At 32.6% G+C, this 18,391-nt stretch carries 13 protein-coding genes; 10 read left to right on the plus strand and 3 right to left on the minus strand.

Annotated features, from left to right (window positions below; genetic code table 11):
- The first annotated feature begins 16 nt into the window (after nucleotides 1-16).
- On the plus strand, nucleotides 17-514 hold the full coding sequence (thiW, locus tag M4L39_RS02465; RefSeq protein ID WP_431197622.1) for an energy coupling factor transporter S component ThiW: 498 nt from the start codon (nucleotides 17-19) through the stop codon (nucleotides 512-514).
- A 184-nt stretch (nucleotides 515-698) separates the two neighbouring features.
- On the opposite strand, the gene M4L39_RS02470 is transcribed toward thiW, so the two are convergent.
- Nucleotides 699-1,910, minus strand: coding sequence for an AraC family transcriptional regulator (locus M4L39_RS02470; protein WP_277580592.1), 1,212 nt, complete (start codon nucleotides 1,908-1,910; stop codon nucleotides 699-701).
- Between the two features lie 142 nt (nucleotides 1,911-2,052).
- Here M4L39_RS02470 and M4L39_RS02475 point away from each other — a divergent pair, with 142 nt between their 5' ends.
- From M4L39_RS02475 to M4L39_RS02515, 9 genes are all read left to right on the plus strand, one after another.
- A complete protein-coding gene (locus M4L39_RS02475) occupies nucleotides 2,053-3,015 on the plus strand; it encodes an alpha/beta hydrolase (RefSeq protein ID WP_277580593.1) in 963 nt (320 codons plus the stop codon).
- A gap of 82 nt (nucleotides 3,016-3,097) precedes the next feature.
- Entirely contained in the window at nucleotides 3,098-5,320 is a 2,223-nt protein-coding gene (locus M4L39_RS02480) for a beta-glucosidase (protein ID WP_277580594.1), read from the plus strand.
- A gap of 573 nt (nucleotides 5,321-5,893) precedes the next feature.
- Nucleotides 5,894-8,521, plus strand: a complete 2,628-nt coding sequence (gene mutS, locus M4L39_RS02485) for a DNA mismatch repair protein MutS (protein WP_431197646.1) — start codon at nucleotides 5,894-5,896, stop codon at nucleotides 8,519-8,521.
- Between the two features lie 12 nt (nucleotides 8,522-8,533).
- A complete protein-coding gene (gene mutL / locus M4L39_RS02490) occupies nucleotides 8,534-10,480 on the plus strand; it encodes a DNA mismatch repair endonuclease MutL (protein WP_277580596.1) in 1,947 nt (648 codons plus the stop codon).
- Between the two features lie 11 nt (nucleotides 10,481-10,491).
- On the plus strand, nucleotides 10,492-11,025 hold the full coding sequence (locus M4L39_RS02495; RefSeq protein WP_277580597.1) for a glycerol-3-phosphate responsive antiterminator: 534 nt from the start codon (nucleotides 10,492-10,494) through the stop codon (nucleotides 11,023-11,025).
- Between the two features lie 212 nt (nucleotides 11,026-11,237).
- Entirely contained in the window at nucleotides 11,238-12,272 is a 1,035-nt protein-coding gene (locus M4L39_RS02500) for a S66 family peptidase (protein WP_277580598.1), read from the plus strand.
- A 173-nt stretch (nucleotides 12,273-12,445) separates the two neighbouring features.
- A complete protein-coding gene (locus M4L39_RS02505; RefSeq protein WP_277580599.1) occupies nucleotides 12,446-13,264 on the plus strand; it encodes an MIP/aquaporin family protein in 819 nt (272 codons plus the stop codon).
- Nucleotides 13,265-13,447: 183 nt separating this feature from the next.
- A complete protein-coding gene (gene glpK / locus M4L39_RS02510) occupies nucleotides 13,448-14,950 on the plus strand; it encodes a glycerol kinase GlpK (protein ID WP_277580600.1) in 1,503 nt (500 codons plus the stop codon).
- 146 nt (nucleotides 14,951-15,096) lie between these two features.
- Nucleotides 15,097-16,770: a glycerol-3-phosphate dehydrogenase/oxidase gene (locus M4L39_RS02515; protein WP_277580601.1), complete on the plus strand. Its 1,674-nt coding sequence runs from the start codon at nucleotides 15,097-15,099 to the stop codon at nucleotides 16,768-16,770.
- Between the two features lie 83 nt (nucleotides 16,771-16,853).
- On the opposite strand, the gene M4L39_RS02520 is transcribed toward M4L39_RS02515, so the two are convergent.
- A complete protein-coding gene (locus tag M4L39_RS02520) occupies nucleotides 16,854-17,357 on the minus strand; it encodes a MepB family protein (protein WP_277580602.1) in 504 nt (167 codons plus the stop codon).
- 67 nt (nucleotides 17,358-17,424) lie between these two features.
- A complete protein-coding gene (locus M4L39_RS02525; protein WP_277580603.1) occupies nucleotides 17,425-18,171 on the minus strand; it encodes a sulfite exporter TauE/SafE family protein in 747 nt (248 codons plus the stop codon).
- Between the last annotated feature and the right edge of the window lie 220 nt (nucleotides 18,172-18,391).

Raw genomic sequence — 18,391 nt, forward strand, 5'->3', positions numbered from 1 at the left:
GAAAGGAATGAACCGAATGAAGACAATTAAGACGAAAAGGTTAACATTAACTGCAATATTCATCGCTATCAATGTAGTGTTGAGTAGTATTATTGTCATTCCGTTAGGGCCAATTAAAGCAGCACCTATTCAACATTTAATTAATGTACTATGTGCCGTGTTTGTCGGCCCTTGGTTTGGACTAGCTCAAGCATTTATATCTTCTATATTACGCATGACTTTTGGTACTGGTAGCTTCTTCGCCTTTCCTGGAAGTATGGTAGGTGTACTACTCGCAAGTGGTTTTTACCATTACCGTAAGCATATCTTTATGGCTGCGGTTGGTGAAGTTATAGGGACAGGCATTATTGGAAGTATAGTGTGTATTCCATTAGCCTGGATACTTGGCTTTTCAAACTTTGCGATTAAACCATTAATGTTAGCATTTATCGTTTCTAGTATTATTGGTGCTATCATCAGTTATATAATATTAATGATATTGAAAAGAAAAGGCATATTAAAACGCTTCTTATAAGCTATATCAGATTTACGATACGAGATTAAGACTCAAATAACTAATCATGAAGTTTTTGGATGGATAACGAAACAAGTTATGACATGCTAATATTCTTGATTACTTATAGAGGCTTGATCTCGTTTTTTTGGATTTAAATCTATGGCTACTTTACATTTACTATATTGATAACCATAAAGATATATTATGTTTCATAATTTTTTAAGCGATATTGTTTTGGAGTTAATCCGACAGTGCGCTTGAAAACTTTAATAAAATAGCTTTGATCTGAGAAGCTAAGCTGATGTGCTATTTCAGAAATAGATAAGTGCGAGTTATCTAGCCATAATTTAGATTCTTCTAGTTTTTTCTCCGTTATATACGCGCTTATAGTAATACCAACTTCCTTCTTGAAGATATGAGATAAATATTTTGAGCTTAAATTCACATGCTTTGCTAATTTATCTAAAGTTAAAGATTGATATAAATGGTTGTAAATATATTGCTGCACTAAATTAATGGGTTGTGAATATTTAGAACTATTTAATTTTTTAACCTGATTGGCAAATTTTATAAATATATATTCTACAGAGTTTATTAAATCAATTTCTTTTTCTACTTCTATCTTTTGAATGAGTAGATCACTCATTGAGTATGCTACTTCATAGTGTAATCCACCTTCAATTGCTGATCTACTCGCTATAGCCACAGCAGAAATAGCTAGATTTTTATCATTACGAATAAGGTTATCAGGCGTAACTACGCCAACTGTTTCTAAATTAATTGTATTTTTAAAAATTCTTTTTATGTTATCTATATCTCCATGCTTGATATATTCATTAAATTTGTTTTCTAACAAAATATCATGATGTAGTTGTTTATTTAGTCGTTTAATAGAAAGTTCGAAATCAATATCATTTTCTAAGACAGGAGTATTAAGAGATTGTTCTTTGACAGTTGATGGCGAAATTTGCTTTCTAAATAACAAAAAATAAACGAGTTGCCCCATATTAATGAGGTCATTTTTTTTATAGATAGGAATAGAGTTAAAATAAATTTTCAAATTCTTTTTTAAATAAAGTGGCACTTTATAGCGTTTTATATAATCATAAAAAAGACTATGAGTCACTTCTTCTAACACACAGGGTCCTATAGTAAAGTCGAAATCTTCAGTTCGTAAACATAAATAATATTCTATATCATTAAGTGATTTAATTATCGGTATTTCAAAAGTAGATTCAATTCCCATAAATAGATCCTTATATAATTCATCTGTGGTAAGAAAAGGGTTTTCTCGATTTGAAAATTTATATTCTTTAATAGTGATATTTGCATTACTTATTAGAATATTCATTCCAGTATTGGCTTGTATCATTTTACATATATAATCAAGTTCATCGTTTATAACGCAATTCATAATACTTCCTCCTTATTGATAGAAAATATACTATTTTTATGGAAAAAGTGCAATTAAATCTTTTAGGAAAAGAGTAGAATAAGAGATATAAGAAAAAGTTTTATTTATTATGCTGTTTGTAAATAAAAGGAGTGACGCTATTGTGGATATTTTACGAAAAAAATTAAGCGAAGATAAAAAAGAAAATGCTATGGATAGTATGAAGTTATTAGCTAAGCTTCCGGGGCCTGTATTAGAATATTTTATTCGATTCAATCTTAAAACCTTTAGAAAATCTATGGAAAATCAAGATCAAAAACTATTGAATTACAGTAATCCAAATCATAAAGAAACGTATAAAATTTACGGGTGGAAAAATTTAATTTTATTAAATGTATATCGAAATAATAGCAACTCCGGTGACAAGAAACCATTATTTTATTTTATCCATGGTGGTGCATTTATTGGTGGTTCTTCCTACGTAAATGATAATTTTATGAGAGCACTTGCTGACAGAACAGGTTACCTTATTGCGAGTGTAGATTATACCTTATCACCTGAAGCCAAATACCCAGAGGGGTTAAACGACTGTTATAAGGGGTTAAATTATTTATTGAAGTATGCGGATGACTTTAAAATTGATACAACTCAAATTAGTATAGGCGGAGATAGTGCAGGTGGTAATTTAGCAGCGTCATTAATTTTAAAATTAGCAAAAGAAAAGATTAAGGTCCAAAATCAAATTTTATATTATCCATTAACAGATTTTATTTCTTTAGATAAACCTAGTTATAAACAACAAGGCGCAGCCTTTCAGGGGATGAAAAAACTTGTTTATGCAATACGTCATTTATATTTAAAGAACAAAAAGGAAAGAAGTTTACCTTTTGTATCCCCATTAAGAGCAAATATACCAACTGAAATGCCTAAGACATTAATTATAGTTGCTGAAAAAGATGGACTAAGAAGTGATGGTATAGAATACGCTGAGTTATTAGAAAAATCAGGACATGATGTATCATGTTTATTATATGAAAATACGTATCATGCATTCATAAATGATCTTGGGTATTCAGTTGAAGCAGATGATGCACTTGATGAAACAATTCGTTTTATTACAAACTAAGCAAAGATAATTTCGACAAATTAACAATTAATTTGGAAATTCCTGTATTTCGCAAATTCTTATTTTAGGGGAGAGGTATCTTATGAAAAACAATGAAATAATTAAAAATTTATCATTAGAAGAAAAAATTAAAATTGTGACTGGACAGGCGTTTTGGTATACACATGACTTAGAAGGTAATGGATTAAATGCACTACTGCTTACAGATGGTCCTTCTGGAGTTAGAAAACAAGAAGAGGGAGCTGATGCTCTAGGATTAAACCAAAGCATTAAAACAATTAGTTTTCCAAGTTTAGCACTAATTGCTAGTTCATTTGATAAAAATTTGTTACGTCAATATGGTGAATACTTAGGACAAATCGCAAAAAGTGAAAAAGTTAATGTGCTGTTAGGTCCTGGTATAAACATTAAAAGAAACCCTTTGGCCGGCAGGAATTTTGAATATATGTCTGAAGACCCTTTAGTAGCTGGTAACCTTGCTACAGCATATATTAACGGCTTACAGTCTCAAGGCATAGGTTCAAGTGTAAAACACTTTGCAGCTAATAATAGAGAGAATCAACGTTTTACAAATTCTTCTAATATGGATGAACGAACACTGAGAGAAATTTATCTTAGTGCATTTGAAACAGTTGTAAAATATGCCCATCCAGCTACAATTATGAGTTCTTATAATGCCATTAACTACGTTCCCGTTTCTGAGAATAAATGGCTACTTACAGACGTGCTGAGAAATGAATGGGGATATCAAGGTGTAGTTGTCTCTGACTGGTCGGCGGTAAAACATCGTTCCAAATCATTAAAGGCAGGACTAAATTTGGAAATGCCTGGTAAGGGACAAAGTACATTAGCTGAAATAACAAATGCTATAGAAAGTGGCGAATTGGACGAGCATATACTAGATATCTCAGTAGATCGTGTTTTAACGTTAATTAAACAATATCAAATCAAAGATGAAGCGCAGTCTTATGACAAAGCGAGTTACCATGATTTCTCAAGAGTCCTGGCAAGTAAAAGTATTATTTTATTAAAAAATGAAAAAAATAACCTACCATTAAATTCATCATCATTAGGCTTGATTGGTGAGCTTGCAGCTAAACCAAGAATTCAAGGTGGCGGTTCTTCAAAAGTTAATCCGTATAACATTGTAACGCCATTGGATGCTTTTAATACACACCAAATAGAATATACACAGGGTTACCATATTAGTAATCATGAAGTAGATCAAAAGCTTCAACAAGAAGCTGTAAAAGTAGCGCAACAAAACGACCAAGTAATATTATTTTTAGGCTATCCTGAAAGTTATGAAACTGAAGGATTCGATAAAAATGCTTTAGCATTACCAGACAATCAATTAACATTATTAGATGCAGTAACGAGAGAGAATCAAAATGTAACTGTGGTTTTACAAAATGGTGGGACAGTACTTATGCCTTGGGCTCATAGAGTGAAATCTATTGTCGAAACCTATTTATCAGGTGAAGCGGTAGGAGAAGCAATCAAAGATATATTAACTGGTAAACAAAATCCAGCAGGTAAATTAACAGAAACTGTTCCAAAACGAATTGAAGATGTTCCTTCGTATTTAACATTTAATCAAAGTAAAGCAGAAGAAGAATACAGAGAAGGGATATATGTAGGGTATAGATATTACGATACAAAGCGTATCAAAACTCAATTTCCATTTGGTCACGGTTTAAGTTATACAACCTTTGAGTATTCTAATATCCAGGTTGCTCCACAAGAAAATAGCCTGGAAATTAATTTGGATATCAAAAATACTGGGAAAATATTTGGGGAAGAAGTTATACAAGTTTATATTGGAAATCGTACAAGTGATATAGATATGCCGTTCAAAGAACTCCGAGATTTTGAACGTATTGCTTTAGATGCAAACGAGTCAAAAACAATTACGTTTGATATACCTTATAAAGCTTTGCGCTGGTTTAATAATAATACAAGACAGTGGTTAATAGATGATGGAGACTATGTAATATATGTAGGTTCATCAGTTGAAGATATTAGATTAGAGCGATCAGTCACTCTAGATATAACAAATCAAACAAAATTACATTGGATTCATGAAGACACTTATGTGTATGAATTAGTGTTAAGAAAAAATGAAATCAAGCAATCACTGAAACAATATCAATTTGACGAAATCATAGCTAAAGTAACAGAAGATCCCGAACTTGCGCCACTTTTTGAAAATTTACCCTTACGCTCACTTATAATGCTCGATATTGATATAGAGACAGTACATGACTTTATCAATGCCGCAAATGAAGAATTAAAGGATAAATAATTATATGTGAATTGTTTATTATAAAATAGAGCACAGATTAATTTATTTTGTATTTTTACACTATACGATGTTGCAATATGATTATTAGGATTTGTAGTATAAATACTTTACCCCTCACTATGCCAGTAGTGAGGGGGTTTTATTGGTGTGGCTAATATCGCCTATTTATCATTACATTTGCATCGCCAATATACATATAACATATACGCATCTATATAGTTTGAATATATAAAATCAAGGTTTTTCTAAGAGCGCTTATAAAAGCGTTTGATTATAATTAAGCTTTAACGCTATGATTGAATAAATAGGCGTAATATCTAAAGTTATGTTAAAATTTAAGAGTTAAATTAACTAATTAAGTTAAAGAAAATTAAATGGATAGCGATAACGTGAAAAGTGATTTTCGATACATAAATGAATTTGAAAACACGCTCAGTGCATAATTTTTAATATGTACATGCATGATCACATATACATATTGAAATATACAGCAATAAATGAATTTAATTATTCAAAAGTAAGAAACTAATAGAAGGATTGTGAAATATCAAAATGACTAACCAAACTCCCATGATGCAACAGTATTTAAAAATAAAATCACAATATCAAGATTGTCTATTATTTTTTAGATTGGGCGATTTTTATGAAATGTTTTTCGATGATGCGAAAGAGGCATCAAGAGTATTAGAAATTACTTTAACGAAAAGGGATGCTAAAAAAACGAATCCTATACCAATGTGTGGTGTGCCATATCATGCAGCAGATGGCTATATCGAAACATTGATTAGCAATGGATACAAAGTAGCTATATGTGAGCAAATGGAAGATCCAAGACAGACAAAAGGTATGGTTCGTCGTGAAGTTGTTAGAATCGTTACGCCTGGAACGGTAATGGATAAAGGTGGCGTTGATGAAAAACAAAACAACTATATATTAAGTTTTGTGAAAGATAATATCGCTTATGCATTAAGTTATTGTGATGTTTCTACTGGAGAATTAAAAGTTACACATTTCGAAGACGAAGCGACATTAATGAATGAAATTACAACTATTAATCCTAACGAAATCGTCGTAAATGAAAATATCGATGATGATTTAAAACGACAAATTAGTTTAACTACCGAAACTATAACGGTCTTATCCGAAATTTCAGATGCACGATATAAAGTGAATACTATGACGGAAGGCAACTTATTTAATGCAACACAATTATTGTTAGATTATATATATCATACACAAAAAAGAGATTTATCGCATATTGAAGCAGTTGTTAAATATGAAGCGATAGATTTTATGAAAATGGATTTTTACGCTAAACGAAATTTAGAATTAACAGAGAGTATTCGTTTAAAAACTAAAAAAGGAACACTGCTTTGGTTAATGGATGAGACGAAGACCCCAATGGGTGCCAGACGATTAAAACAATGGATTGATAGACCACTTATTCATAAAGAGCATATAGAATCTCGTTTAGATACAGTCGAACAATTTATTAATCATTTTATCGAAAGAGATACATTAAGAAACCATTTGAATCAAGTTTATGATATTGAACGTTTAGTAGGCCGTGTAAGTTACGGTAACGTCAATGCACGCGATTTAATTCAGTTGAAACACTCTATTTCAGAAATCCCAAACATTAAAAATCTACTTAATGATTTTGATGAGCAGATGACTGCTCAATTTAAAGCATTAGAGCCTTTAGATGAATTACTTATATTACTCGAGGAAAGTTTAAAAGAAGAACCACCAATTTCTGTAAAAGAGGGCGGCCTTTTTAAAACTGGTTTTAATAGTGAATTAGATGAGTATTTAGAAGCATCTAAAAATGGAAAGTCATGGCTAGCTGAATTACAAACTAAAGAACGCCAACGTACTGGCATTAAATCATTAAAGATTAGTTTTAATAAAGTGTTTGGCTACTTTATCGAAATTACTAGAGCGAATTTACAAGGTTTCGATCCTACCGCATTTGGTTATCATCGCAAGCAAACATTATCTAATGCGGAACGTTTTATTACAGATGAATTAAAAGAAAAAGAAGACATTATTCTAGGTGCTGAAGATAAAGCAATAGAATTAGAATATCAATTGTTCGTGCAATTAAGAGAAAAAATCAAAACCTATACTGAACGCTTACAGAAACAAGCAAAAGTGATTTCTGAGCTTGATTGTTTACAAAGTTTTGCAGAAATAGCGCAAAAATATAACTATGCACGTCCAACTTTTAGTGAAGACAAAACACTACAATTAACAAATTCGCGCCATCCAGTTGTCGAGCGTGTAATGGATCATAATGATTATGTGCCAAATGATTGTGAATTAGATCAAGATACATTTGTATATTTAATTACTGGTCCGAATATGTCGGGTAAATCCACATATATGCGTCAGGTAGCAATTATTAGTATTATGGCTCAAATGGGAGCATATGTACCATGTGAAGCAGCAACGCTACCGGTATTTGACCAAATATTTACAAGAATTGGCGCCGCGGATGATCTTGTATCAGGTAAAAGTACGTTTATGGTTGAAATGTTAGAAGCACAAAAAGCACTCGCACATGCGACAGAGGATAGTTTGATTATTTTTGATGAAATTGGAAGAGGGACATCGACATACGATGGATTAGCACTTGCACAATCTATGATAGAATATGTTGCAAATACGTCTCACGCCAAGACACTATTTTCTACACATTATCACGAATTGACAACTTTAGACCAGTCTTTATCCTGTTTAAAAAATGTGCATGTCGCAGCAAACGAATATAAAGGTGAACTTATTTTCTTGCATAAAGTTAAAGATGGCGCAGTAGATGATAGTTACGGTATCCAAGTAGCTAAATTAGCGCATTTACCTGACGAAGTAATTTCACGCGCACAAGTAATATTAGATGCATTTGAACAAAATGATAAACAAGATAACGAAGTCGTAGTTAATAAGCTTGAAGTAAATCCTAGTATTCAAAATGAGCAATACTCAAATATAGAAGAATCAACTGCAACATATTCAGAACAATCTAAAACAACAGAACAGCGAGATAATAAGAATCAATTTGAACAAACAGCATTCGAACTATTTGATGCACCGATCGAGCAATCCGAAATAGAAAATGAAATTAAGACGTTGAATTTATCAAACATGACGCCGATAGAAGCATTAATTAAATTAAGTGAACTACAAAAACAATTGAAATAGAGGTGAAGTCAAATGGGTAAAATTAAAGAGCTGCAGACATCTTTAGCGAATAAGATTGCTGCTGGAGAAGTTGTTGAACGTCCAGGTTCAGTAGTCAAAGAGTTATTAGAAAATGCCATTGACGCCCAAGCGACTGAAATCAATATCGAAGTTGAACAATCTGGTGTAGCATCCATTCGTGTTGTTGACAATGGCACGGGTATTCATATAGAAGATTTAGGTCTCGTCTTTCATCGGCATGCAACAAGTAAACTAGATGCAGATGATGACTTGTTTCATATTCGTACATTGGGGTTCCGTGGAGAAGCGTTAGCAAGTATCTCTTCTGTTTCTAAAGTGACTTTGAAAACATGTACAGATAATGAAGAAGGCCAAGAGATTTACGTGGAAAATGGTGAAATTCTAAATCAAAAACCTGCAAAAGCGAAACAAGGTACAGATATATTAGTAGAATCATTATTTTATAATACACCAGCGCGTTTAAAATATATTAAAAGTTTATACACAGAATTAGGTAAAATTACAGATATCGTAAATCGTATGGCAATGAGTCATCCAGACATCCGTATTTCGCTCATTTCAGATGGCAGAACGATTCTTAAGACAAATGGTTCAGGCCGCACAAATGAAGTGATGGCAGAAATATATGGAATGAAAGTGGCTAAAGATTTAGTGCATATCTCAGGTGAAACGAGCGATTATCGCTTAGAAGGCTATATTGCTAAGCCAGAACACTCTCGAAGTAATAAACATTATATTTCTATTTTTATTAATGGTAGATATATCAAGAACTTTTTAATAAATAAAGCAATTTTAGAAGGTTATCATACACTTTTAATGATTGGTAGATTCCCGATTTGTTATATTAATATTGAAATGGATCCGATACTGGTCGACGTCAATGTGCATCCAACTAAATTAGAGGTACGTTTATCTAAAGAAGATCAGTTGTTTGAATTAATCGTAGAAAAAATACGAGAAACTTTTAAAGATCGTATTTTAATACCACAGAATGATATGAATAAATTGACGCAGAAAAACAAAGTATTGGATAAATTTGAACAGCAGAAAATTGATTTTGAGAAACGCAAACAGCAAAGAGAGGCTACACATTCAACGAATTTGAACTTTGACCTTGATAATCAGCCCAATGAAACAAATCAAACAAATGAAGCCTTAGATAATACACCCTCAAGTCCGAATACCTCTTCAGACGATTCTTATTCAGTGCAAGAATCGACTTATGATTATGCTAAGACGCAAAGAGATGTCTTGACTGATATGGAAGAACAAGATATTACTGATACATTAGCACCTTCTGAAGATGTAGCTGAAGCACCAGATATTAAAGGAAGTATAAGTAACAATCCTTCACAGCGTGTACCCTATATGGAAGTCGTAGGTCAAGTTCATGGCACATATATTATCGCGCAAAATGAGAATGGTATGTTTATGATTGATCAACATGCTGCACAGGAACGAATTAAATACGAATATTTTAGAGATAAAATAGGCGATGTTTCTAATGAAATTCAAAATTTATTAATTCCTTTAACTTTTCACTTCTCCAAAGATGAGTTGATGATTATCAATCAACACGTTGAAGAATTAGATAAAGTGGGTGTGCATTTAGAACCGTTTGGTGGTAATGACTATATTGTCGATAGTTATCCAGTATGGTTCCCTGCTGCTGAAGCGGAAGAAATTATTAAGGATATGATTGAGTATGTCTTAGAACATAAAAAAGTGAATGTAAAAAAAATACGTGAAGAAGCTGCTATAATGATGAGTTGTAAGAAATCAATCAAAGCAAATCACTATTTAAAAAATAATGAAATGGCGGATTTAGTGAATCAATTGAGAGAAACAGAAGACCCGTTTACATGTCCACATGGCAGACCGATAATTATTAATTTTTCAAATTATGAATTAGAACGCTTATTTAAGCGTATTGTATAGGAGGTTAGTGGATGAAGCCATATATTTTACCGGCAATTCGCTCAATGAAAGATTTAGAGAAACTGATACAGACAGATTATAAAGAATGTGTGTTATTAGATACGCATATAGGTCATATTAAAAGTATTATGGAATTAATGAAAAAGAATAATATAGAAGTGTATATGCATATCGATTTAATTAGAGGTATGAGTCACGATGAATTTGCCTGTGAATTTATCATTCAAAACTATCACCCCAAAGGTATTGTATCGACAAAAACAAAAGTTATAAACAAAGCAAAGGCGTTGAATACAACTACCGTTTTCCGTGTATTTATTCTAGATAGTCATGCATTAACGAGAAGCATCGAGCTTATTAAACGTGTAGAGCCTGATTTTGTTGAAGTGTTGCCAGGTATAGCAACAAAGGCTATAAAAATAATCAATGAAGAGACAAATACATCAGTGATTGCTGGTGGCTTGATTAATGATGTTGAGGAAGTTGAAGTTGCGGTAAAAAATGGAGCGAAATATATCACTACAAGTGATCGAGAATTGTGGTAATAAAACTAAGTCAGTTGAATTAACCGTTGTTTTATTAAAAAATAAAGATTGAATGATGTTGAACATAAAAGAATTAGCTATTTTAGAAACGGATTAAATCATCTTATTGATGTATAATAATTTCTAAAACATACGGCTAATTCTTTTTTTATACTTCTTTTAATTATTAAGCATTAATTTATGTAAATTTAAAAGCTTAGGAGGAATATTTCATGATAAAACCGAGAAAATTATTAAGAGGCGACACTGTTGCAATTGTATCTCTGTCTTCTGGCTTAGCCGGTGAAGATTCAATTTTATGGCGTACTAAGCAAGGCATCGAACGATTGGAATCCGTATTTGGTTTGGATGTGAAAATCATGCCTAACGCACTCAAAGGTATTGAATATGTACGTGAGCACCCAGAACTGCGAGCTGCAGATTTAAATGAAGCACTACAAGATAGTGATATAAAAGCGATTATAAGTTGCATTGGTGGTGAAGATGCTATTAGAATACTCCCTTATGTAGATTTTAAAGCGATTTACGATAACCCTAAAATTTTCTCGGGTTACTCTGATTCAACCACTGTACATATGATGTTTTATAAAATGGGTATCGTCAGTTTTTATGGCCAAGCGTTATTAACAGATTTTGCAGAGAATATAGAAATGGATAACTATACAATTAATGATATTAAAAAATATTGGTTCAATAGTTCAGCAATTGGTGAATTATTGCCGACTACTTACATAAGACCAACGGGGTTAGAGTGGAAAATAGAAAATAAAAATATTGCTAGGACTAAAATAGACAATCAAAGTTATGAAGTTATAAATGGGGCGGGCATTGTGAGTGGCCATTTAATTGGAGGTAATTTAGAAACGTTTGTGAGTTTAATAGATACGCCCTTATTTCCTGACATAGCGCATTTCAATCATGCGCTTCTATTTTTAGAAACTTCAGAAGATACACCATCGCCCTTAGAATTTTCAAATTTTTTTCACCAATTGTTACAAATAGGGGTGCTAGACAAAGTAGAAGGAATTGTTTTCGGCAAACCATTTAATCAAATTTATTATGAAGCGTATAAAAATGAAATATTAAAAATTATTAAAAAAAGTAAAAAACCAAACATTCCAATTTTATATAATTTGTCATTTGGACACAATGAGCCCAAGCACAGCGTGCCATACGGCTTATCAGCAGAAGTGAATTGTTATACTAAACGATTCAAAATTAAAGAAAGCGCTGTTATTGATTTTTAAATTGTGGCAATTCTTTTACAAAAAATGATTGACAACGCTTTCAATAGAGGTGTAAGATAAACACAAGTTAATAATTAGAACAGAGATGGGAGATTTCTACAGTCATTAAACCAGTGGATTAACGCTGGACATAATTGTAGGAATCTCTTTGTCTTTTTTTAGGAGGAGTCTCTATGAGTGTATATTTTGCTGAATTATTGGGAACAGCAATATTAGTATTATTTGGGGGTGGCGTCGTTGCCAACGTTAATTTAAAACGAACTAATGGTAACGGTGCTGATTGGATTGTAATCGGTATAGGTTGGGGCCTTGCCGTAACTATGGGCGTTTACGCTTCAGGTGGTATATCTGGTGCACATTTAAATCCGGCTGTAACATTAGCGTTCGCAATGGACGGTGCATTAAGCTGGGGCATGGTTCCTGGATACATCATTTCTCAAATACTTGGTGGTATCATCGGTGGTACTTTAGTTTGGTTAATGTACTTAGCGCAATGGAAAGCAACTGAAGATAAAGATACAAAATTAGCTGTATTCTCTACAGCACCAGCAATAAAAAATTACTTTGCAAACTTTTTAAGTGAAATTATCGGTACTGCTATTTTAACAATGGGTTTATTATTCATTGGAATGAATAAAATAGCTGATGGTTTAAACCCACTAATTGTTGGTAGTTTAATCGTTGCGATTGGTTTAAGTCTAGGTGGTCCGACTGGTTATGCCATTAACCCTGCTCGTGATTTAGGGCCACGTATTGCACATGCCATTTTACCAATTGCTGGTAAAGGTAAATCGAATTGGAGTTATGCAATTGTTCCAGTTTTAGGACCTATTACAGGTGGTATGATGGGTGCGGTCATTTATAGATTGTTCTATAAAGGTGCGTTTGATATGATGTCTGTTGTATCAATTGTGTTACTAATTGTAACAATTGCGCTTGGAATCGCTTTAAATAAAGCAAAAAGTGCAAAAGGTATCGAAACAATTTATTAAATAAGTTTTAACTGTCCTGTTTATACGTTAAAATATAAACAGGTCTTATATTATAAAAAAATAAATAATATGAATATGTTTGTTGGGTTATTAAAACGAAATGTATACAAATAGATTATAGGGAAATATACATTTTACATACATTATTTATTCAACAAGCATAATAAAAGGGAGATTATCATTATGGAAAAATATATTTTGTCAATTGACCAAGGTACAACGAGTTCAAGAGCAATTCTTTTTGATCAAGATGGGAAAATCCAAGGCGTAGCACAACGTGAATTCAAACAATATTTCCCTAAATCTGGTTGGGTAGAGCATGATGCAAATGAAATTTGGACGTCTGTTTTAGCAGTTATTGCTGAAGTGCTTAATGAAGAAAATGTTGGCGCAGATCAAATCGCGAGTATTGGTATTACAAACCAACGTGAAACAGCAGTAGTTTGGGATAAACATACGTCACGCCCAGTGTATCACGCAATTGTATGGCAATCGCGTCAAACACAAAGTATTTGTCAAAACTTAAAAGAACAAGGTTTAGAAAGTAAATTCCGTGAAAAAACAGGTCTTTTATTAGATCCTTACTTTGCAGGTACAAAAGTAAAATGGATACTTGATAATGTTGAAGGCGCAAGAGAAAAAGCTGACAACGGCGACTTATTATTTGGAACGATTGATTCATGGTTAGTATGGAAATTATCAGGTGGACAAGCACATATAACAGATTATACAAATGCAAGTCGTACATTAATCTACAACATTCATGATTTAGAATGGGATCAAGAATTATTAGACATTTTAGAAATTCCAAATTCAATGCTTCCTGAAGTGAAATCTTCTAGTGAAGTTTATGCTAATACTGTGGATTATCATTTCTTCGGTAAAGAAGTGCCGATTTCCGGTATCGCTGGTGACCAACAAGCAGCGCTATTCGGTCAAGCATGTTTCGAACGTGGTGATGCGAAAAACACTTATGGTACTGGTGGATTCATGTTAATGAATACAGGAGAAGAAGCTGTAACTTCTAAGAGTGGTTTATTAACAACAATCGCATATGGTATTGATGGTAAAGTCAATTATGCACTTGAAGGTTCTATCTTCGTTTCAGGTTCTGCAATTCAATGGTTAAGAGATGGATTAAGAATGATTAATTCAGCACCGCAATCAGAAAATTATGCAGAACGTGTCGAATCAACAGAGGGCGTTTATGTTGTGCCAGCATTTGTTGGTCTTGGTACACCGTACTGGGATGCAGAAGCACGTGGTGCTATTTTCGGACTTACACGTGGTACTGAAAAAGAACATTTCATTCGTGCTACTTTAGAATCATTATGTTACCAAACACGTGACGTATTAGAAGCGATGGAAAAAGATTCTGGTATTAAAGTGAATAATTTACGTGTCGATGGTGGCGCAGTTAAAAATAATTTTATCATGCAATTCCAATCTGATATCTTAAATGTTGGTGTTGAACGTCCAGAAATTAGTGAAACAACAGCGTTAGGTGCAGCATACTTAGCTGGGCTGGCAGTTGGTTTCTGGGATAGTAAAGATGAAATTGCTAACCGTTGGAAGTTAGAAAAACAATTCAATCCTAAAATGGTAGAAAAAGAAAGAGAAAAATACTATAAAGGCTGGAAGAAAGCTGTGGAAGCTACTCAAGTCTTTAAATTAGATGATGAGTAAAAAAATTAGACTTAAAAGTGTTATCTATGCTACAATACGGGTAAGTTAATAATATCGAGGTGAGAAATGAGAGATTCAATTCGTACAATTATATATGTATGGGATGAATCTCTCTTTTTTTAATACTTTAGGAGGCGCTAGATTTTATGAGTTTATCAACTTTAAAAAGAGAACAGATTAAGAAAGAATTAAAAAATGACGCTTATGACGTTGTGATTATCGGTGGCGGAATTACCGGAGCTGGGATTGCTTTAGATGCTAGTAACAGAGGTATGAAAGTCGCTTTAGTAGAAATGCAAGACTTTGCACAAGGTACAAGTTCACGTTCTACTAAATTAGTACATGGTGGATTACGTTATTTAAAACAATTACAAGTAGGCGTTGTAGCAGAAACTGGTCGCGAACGTGCGATTGTTTATGAAAATGGCCCCCATGTAACAACGCCAGAACGTATGTTATTACCATTGCATAAAGGCGGTTCTATGGGTAAATTTACTACATCGATCGGTTTAGGCGTTTATGATAGATTAGCAGGCGTTAAAAAAGCTGAACGTAAAACAATGTTAAATGCAAAAGAAACGCTTGCGAAAGAACCACTTGTTAAAAAAGCTGGACTTAAGGCTGGTGGCTCATATGTTGAATACCGTACAGATGATGCACGATTAACTATTGAAGTAATGAAACGTGCTGAAGAAAAAGGCGCTACTATCATTAACCATACAAAATCTGTTCATTTCACATATGATTCAAATGAAACAGTTAATGGTATCCAAGTAGAAGACCAAATTAGCAATGAAACTTACCCAATTAAAGCTAAAAAAGTTATCAATGCAAGTGGCCCATGGGTAGACGAAGTACGTAGTGGCGATTACGCACGTAATAATAAAGAATTACGTTTAACTAAAGGTGTTCATATTGTAATTGATCAGTCTAAATTCCCTCTAGGTCAAGCTGTATACTTTGATACAGAAAACGATGGTCGTATGATTTTTGCCATTCCACGTGAAGGTAAAGCATATGTTGGTACTACAGATACTTTTTATGACAACGTTAAATCATCACCATTAGTTAACCAAGAAGATAGAGACTATTTAATTGAAGCAATTAACTATATGTTCCCTGATGTTAACGTATCTGATGAAGATATCGAATCATCATGGGCTGGTGTAAGACCGCTTATTTTAGAAGAAGGTAAAGACCCTTCAGAAATTTCTCGTAAAGACGAAGTTTGGGAAGGAAAATCTGGTTTATTAACAATTGCAGGTGGTAAATTAACTGGTTACCGTCATATGGCACTAGAAATTGTTGATTTATTAGCAAAACGCTTAAAATCAGAATATAAACTTACATTCGATAAAGCGGCAACAAAACACTTGCCAATCTCTGGTGGCGATGTAGGCGGAAGTAAAAACTTCGCTAAATATATTGAACAAAAAATTGAAGATGCAAAAGCTTATCAAATAGACGAAGCGACTGCACGTCACTTTGTATCTAAATATGGTTCAAACGCTGAAGAGTTATTCAAAATTGCACAAACTGCGCAATATCAAGAAACTGGTTTACCGTTAGATATCTACACAGAATTAATTTATTCAATTCAAAATGAAATGGTTCACCGTCCAACTGATTTCTTTATCCGTCGTACAGGTAAATTATATTTCAAAATTGATGATGTACTAAACTATAAAGAACAAGTAATCGATGTAATGGCTGAATTATTAGGCTATACAAACATTCAAAAAGAATTATATACAAATGAACTTGAAACTGCGATTAAAGAAGCACAAACAGGTAATAACCAAGCAGCAGTTAAAGCGTAAATACGTATAATTATTAAAACTGGCGACAAGGTCTTAGGGCTTTGTCGCCAGTTTTTGTTTATCTACCTCAATATATCTCCGTGTTACTTTATATCATAATATGTATAGATATCTTTTTCGTTGAAGGGTGTAGATAAATCTAAAAAGTAAAGGCTTTGCCATTTTTGTGTTTTTAATGCAGTCTTGTTTAAATTTGATTCCCAATTTGGATAAACACGCATAGCCATTTTGCCTTTGTATTGGGTTGAAGTGATTACGCCATTTGCTAATAAAATATCTTTCGGAAAAATAAATTGTCCTTTATGGACACCATCAATAATATTAATAACCAAGTAATCTTTAGAATTCTCGCAATTAAAAGGGATATTTTTAGCTATTTCATTTTTTTGCCACATTGCAACGAAATAACCAGTTTTTTTAGGTGTCTTTTTAGCTAACCGACTTTTAAAAGTGTGATGAGCTAAGTTAAAATTAAAAGCCTCATATTCATGATTCCATTTTTCAACTTCAAAATTAACTGGGGAAAAGTCAATTACCATTTCGTGCATTTTATTTATTAACTTTTTAGAAGCATATTTTTCAAACATAATAAACCAGCCTTTGCTAAATTATATTTAAGTCTTTGTTTTCTGAAGCAAGTAATACAAAATCTAATTACTGTGTTGAAAGCATTAATATACCTAAGATAACTATAAAAATATAAATCCATTTTTCAAAATGATTATGGCGTGTCTTTTTCGATAAATATTTACCTAATAAAACTGCAACAATCAATATAGGTAAGGTAGCTAAGAATAATTGAATAGTTTGGCTCGTCCATATCCCACCTAACAATTGACCTATGACAACAAAGATAGCTGTTAATAGAAAATGAGCTTGAATTGTACTTTTAAAATCTTTAATATGCCATTGACTTAGCGTTCCGAAAATAACAATTGGTACACCATGAGAATTATAAACACTGCCTAGTACACCTGAAACAAGTCCTGCCAAACCTTCCCATAGAGAAGATTTAAGTTTAATTTTAGCGTGATGGGTAAGAAAAACAGTCTTTATAAAAGCATAAATACCATAAAAGATTAGAAAAATAGCTAATAGTAATTGGATTTTTCCAGTATTAAAATGATGGAGTATCCATATGCCTAAAGGTATACCGATTAAACTGCCAGACATCATGACTGCCAAAGTTTTATACTTAATATGTTTCATTTCAGAAAAAATATTGAATAAAGCCACAGTTAGACCAGCGATACCAACCAAAGATATAGCTGTTTTTATATCTAAACCTATTAAAGCTAATAAAGGCATGCTGATTAAAGCTTCTCCAAAGCCAAAGTATGTACGTACTAAAGCACCTAAGAATATAGCTAATAAAATTAAAATAAAAATTGTTATATCCATTAGATGGCCTCCTCGATGAATGGTTGTCTATTTTTCACGTTATACCATAGGCATAATTAACTCAATACTTGGTATTGAGTATAACATTTTTAAAATAGAATTAGATTAGTGTTTCTAATGATTATTGTTTTTTTATCGGCAAGAATATTTTTTAATATATCGTTGGCTAGTGGTTAACGTTTTGCATTCTATTTGATAACATTGAATTTTGAGGGTATAT

Source organism: Staphylococcus equorum, from assembly GCF_029531845.1.
Taxonomy (GTDB): domain Bacteria; phylum Bacillota; class Bacilli; order Staphylococcales; family Staphylococcaceae; genus Staphylococcus; species Staphylococcus equorum_C.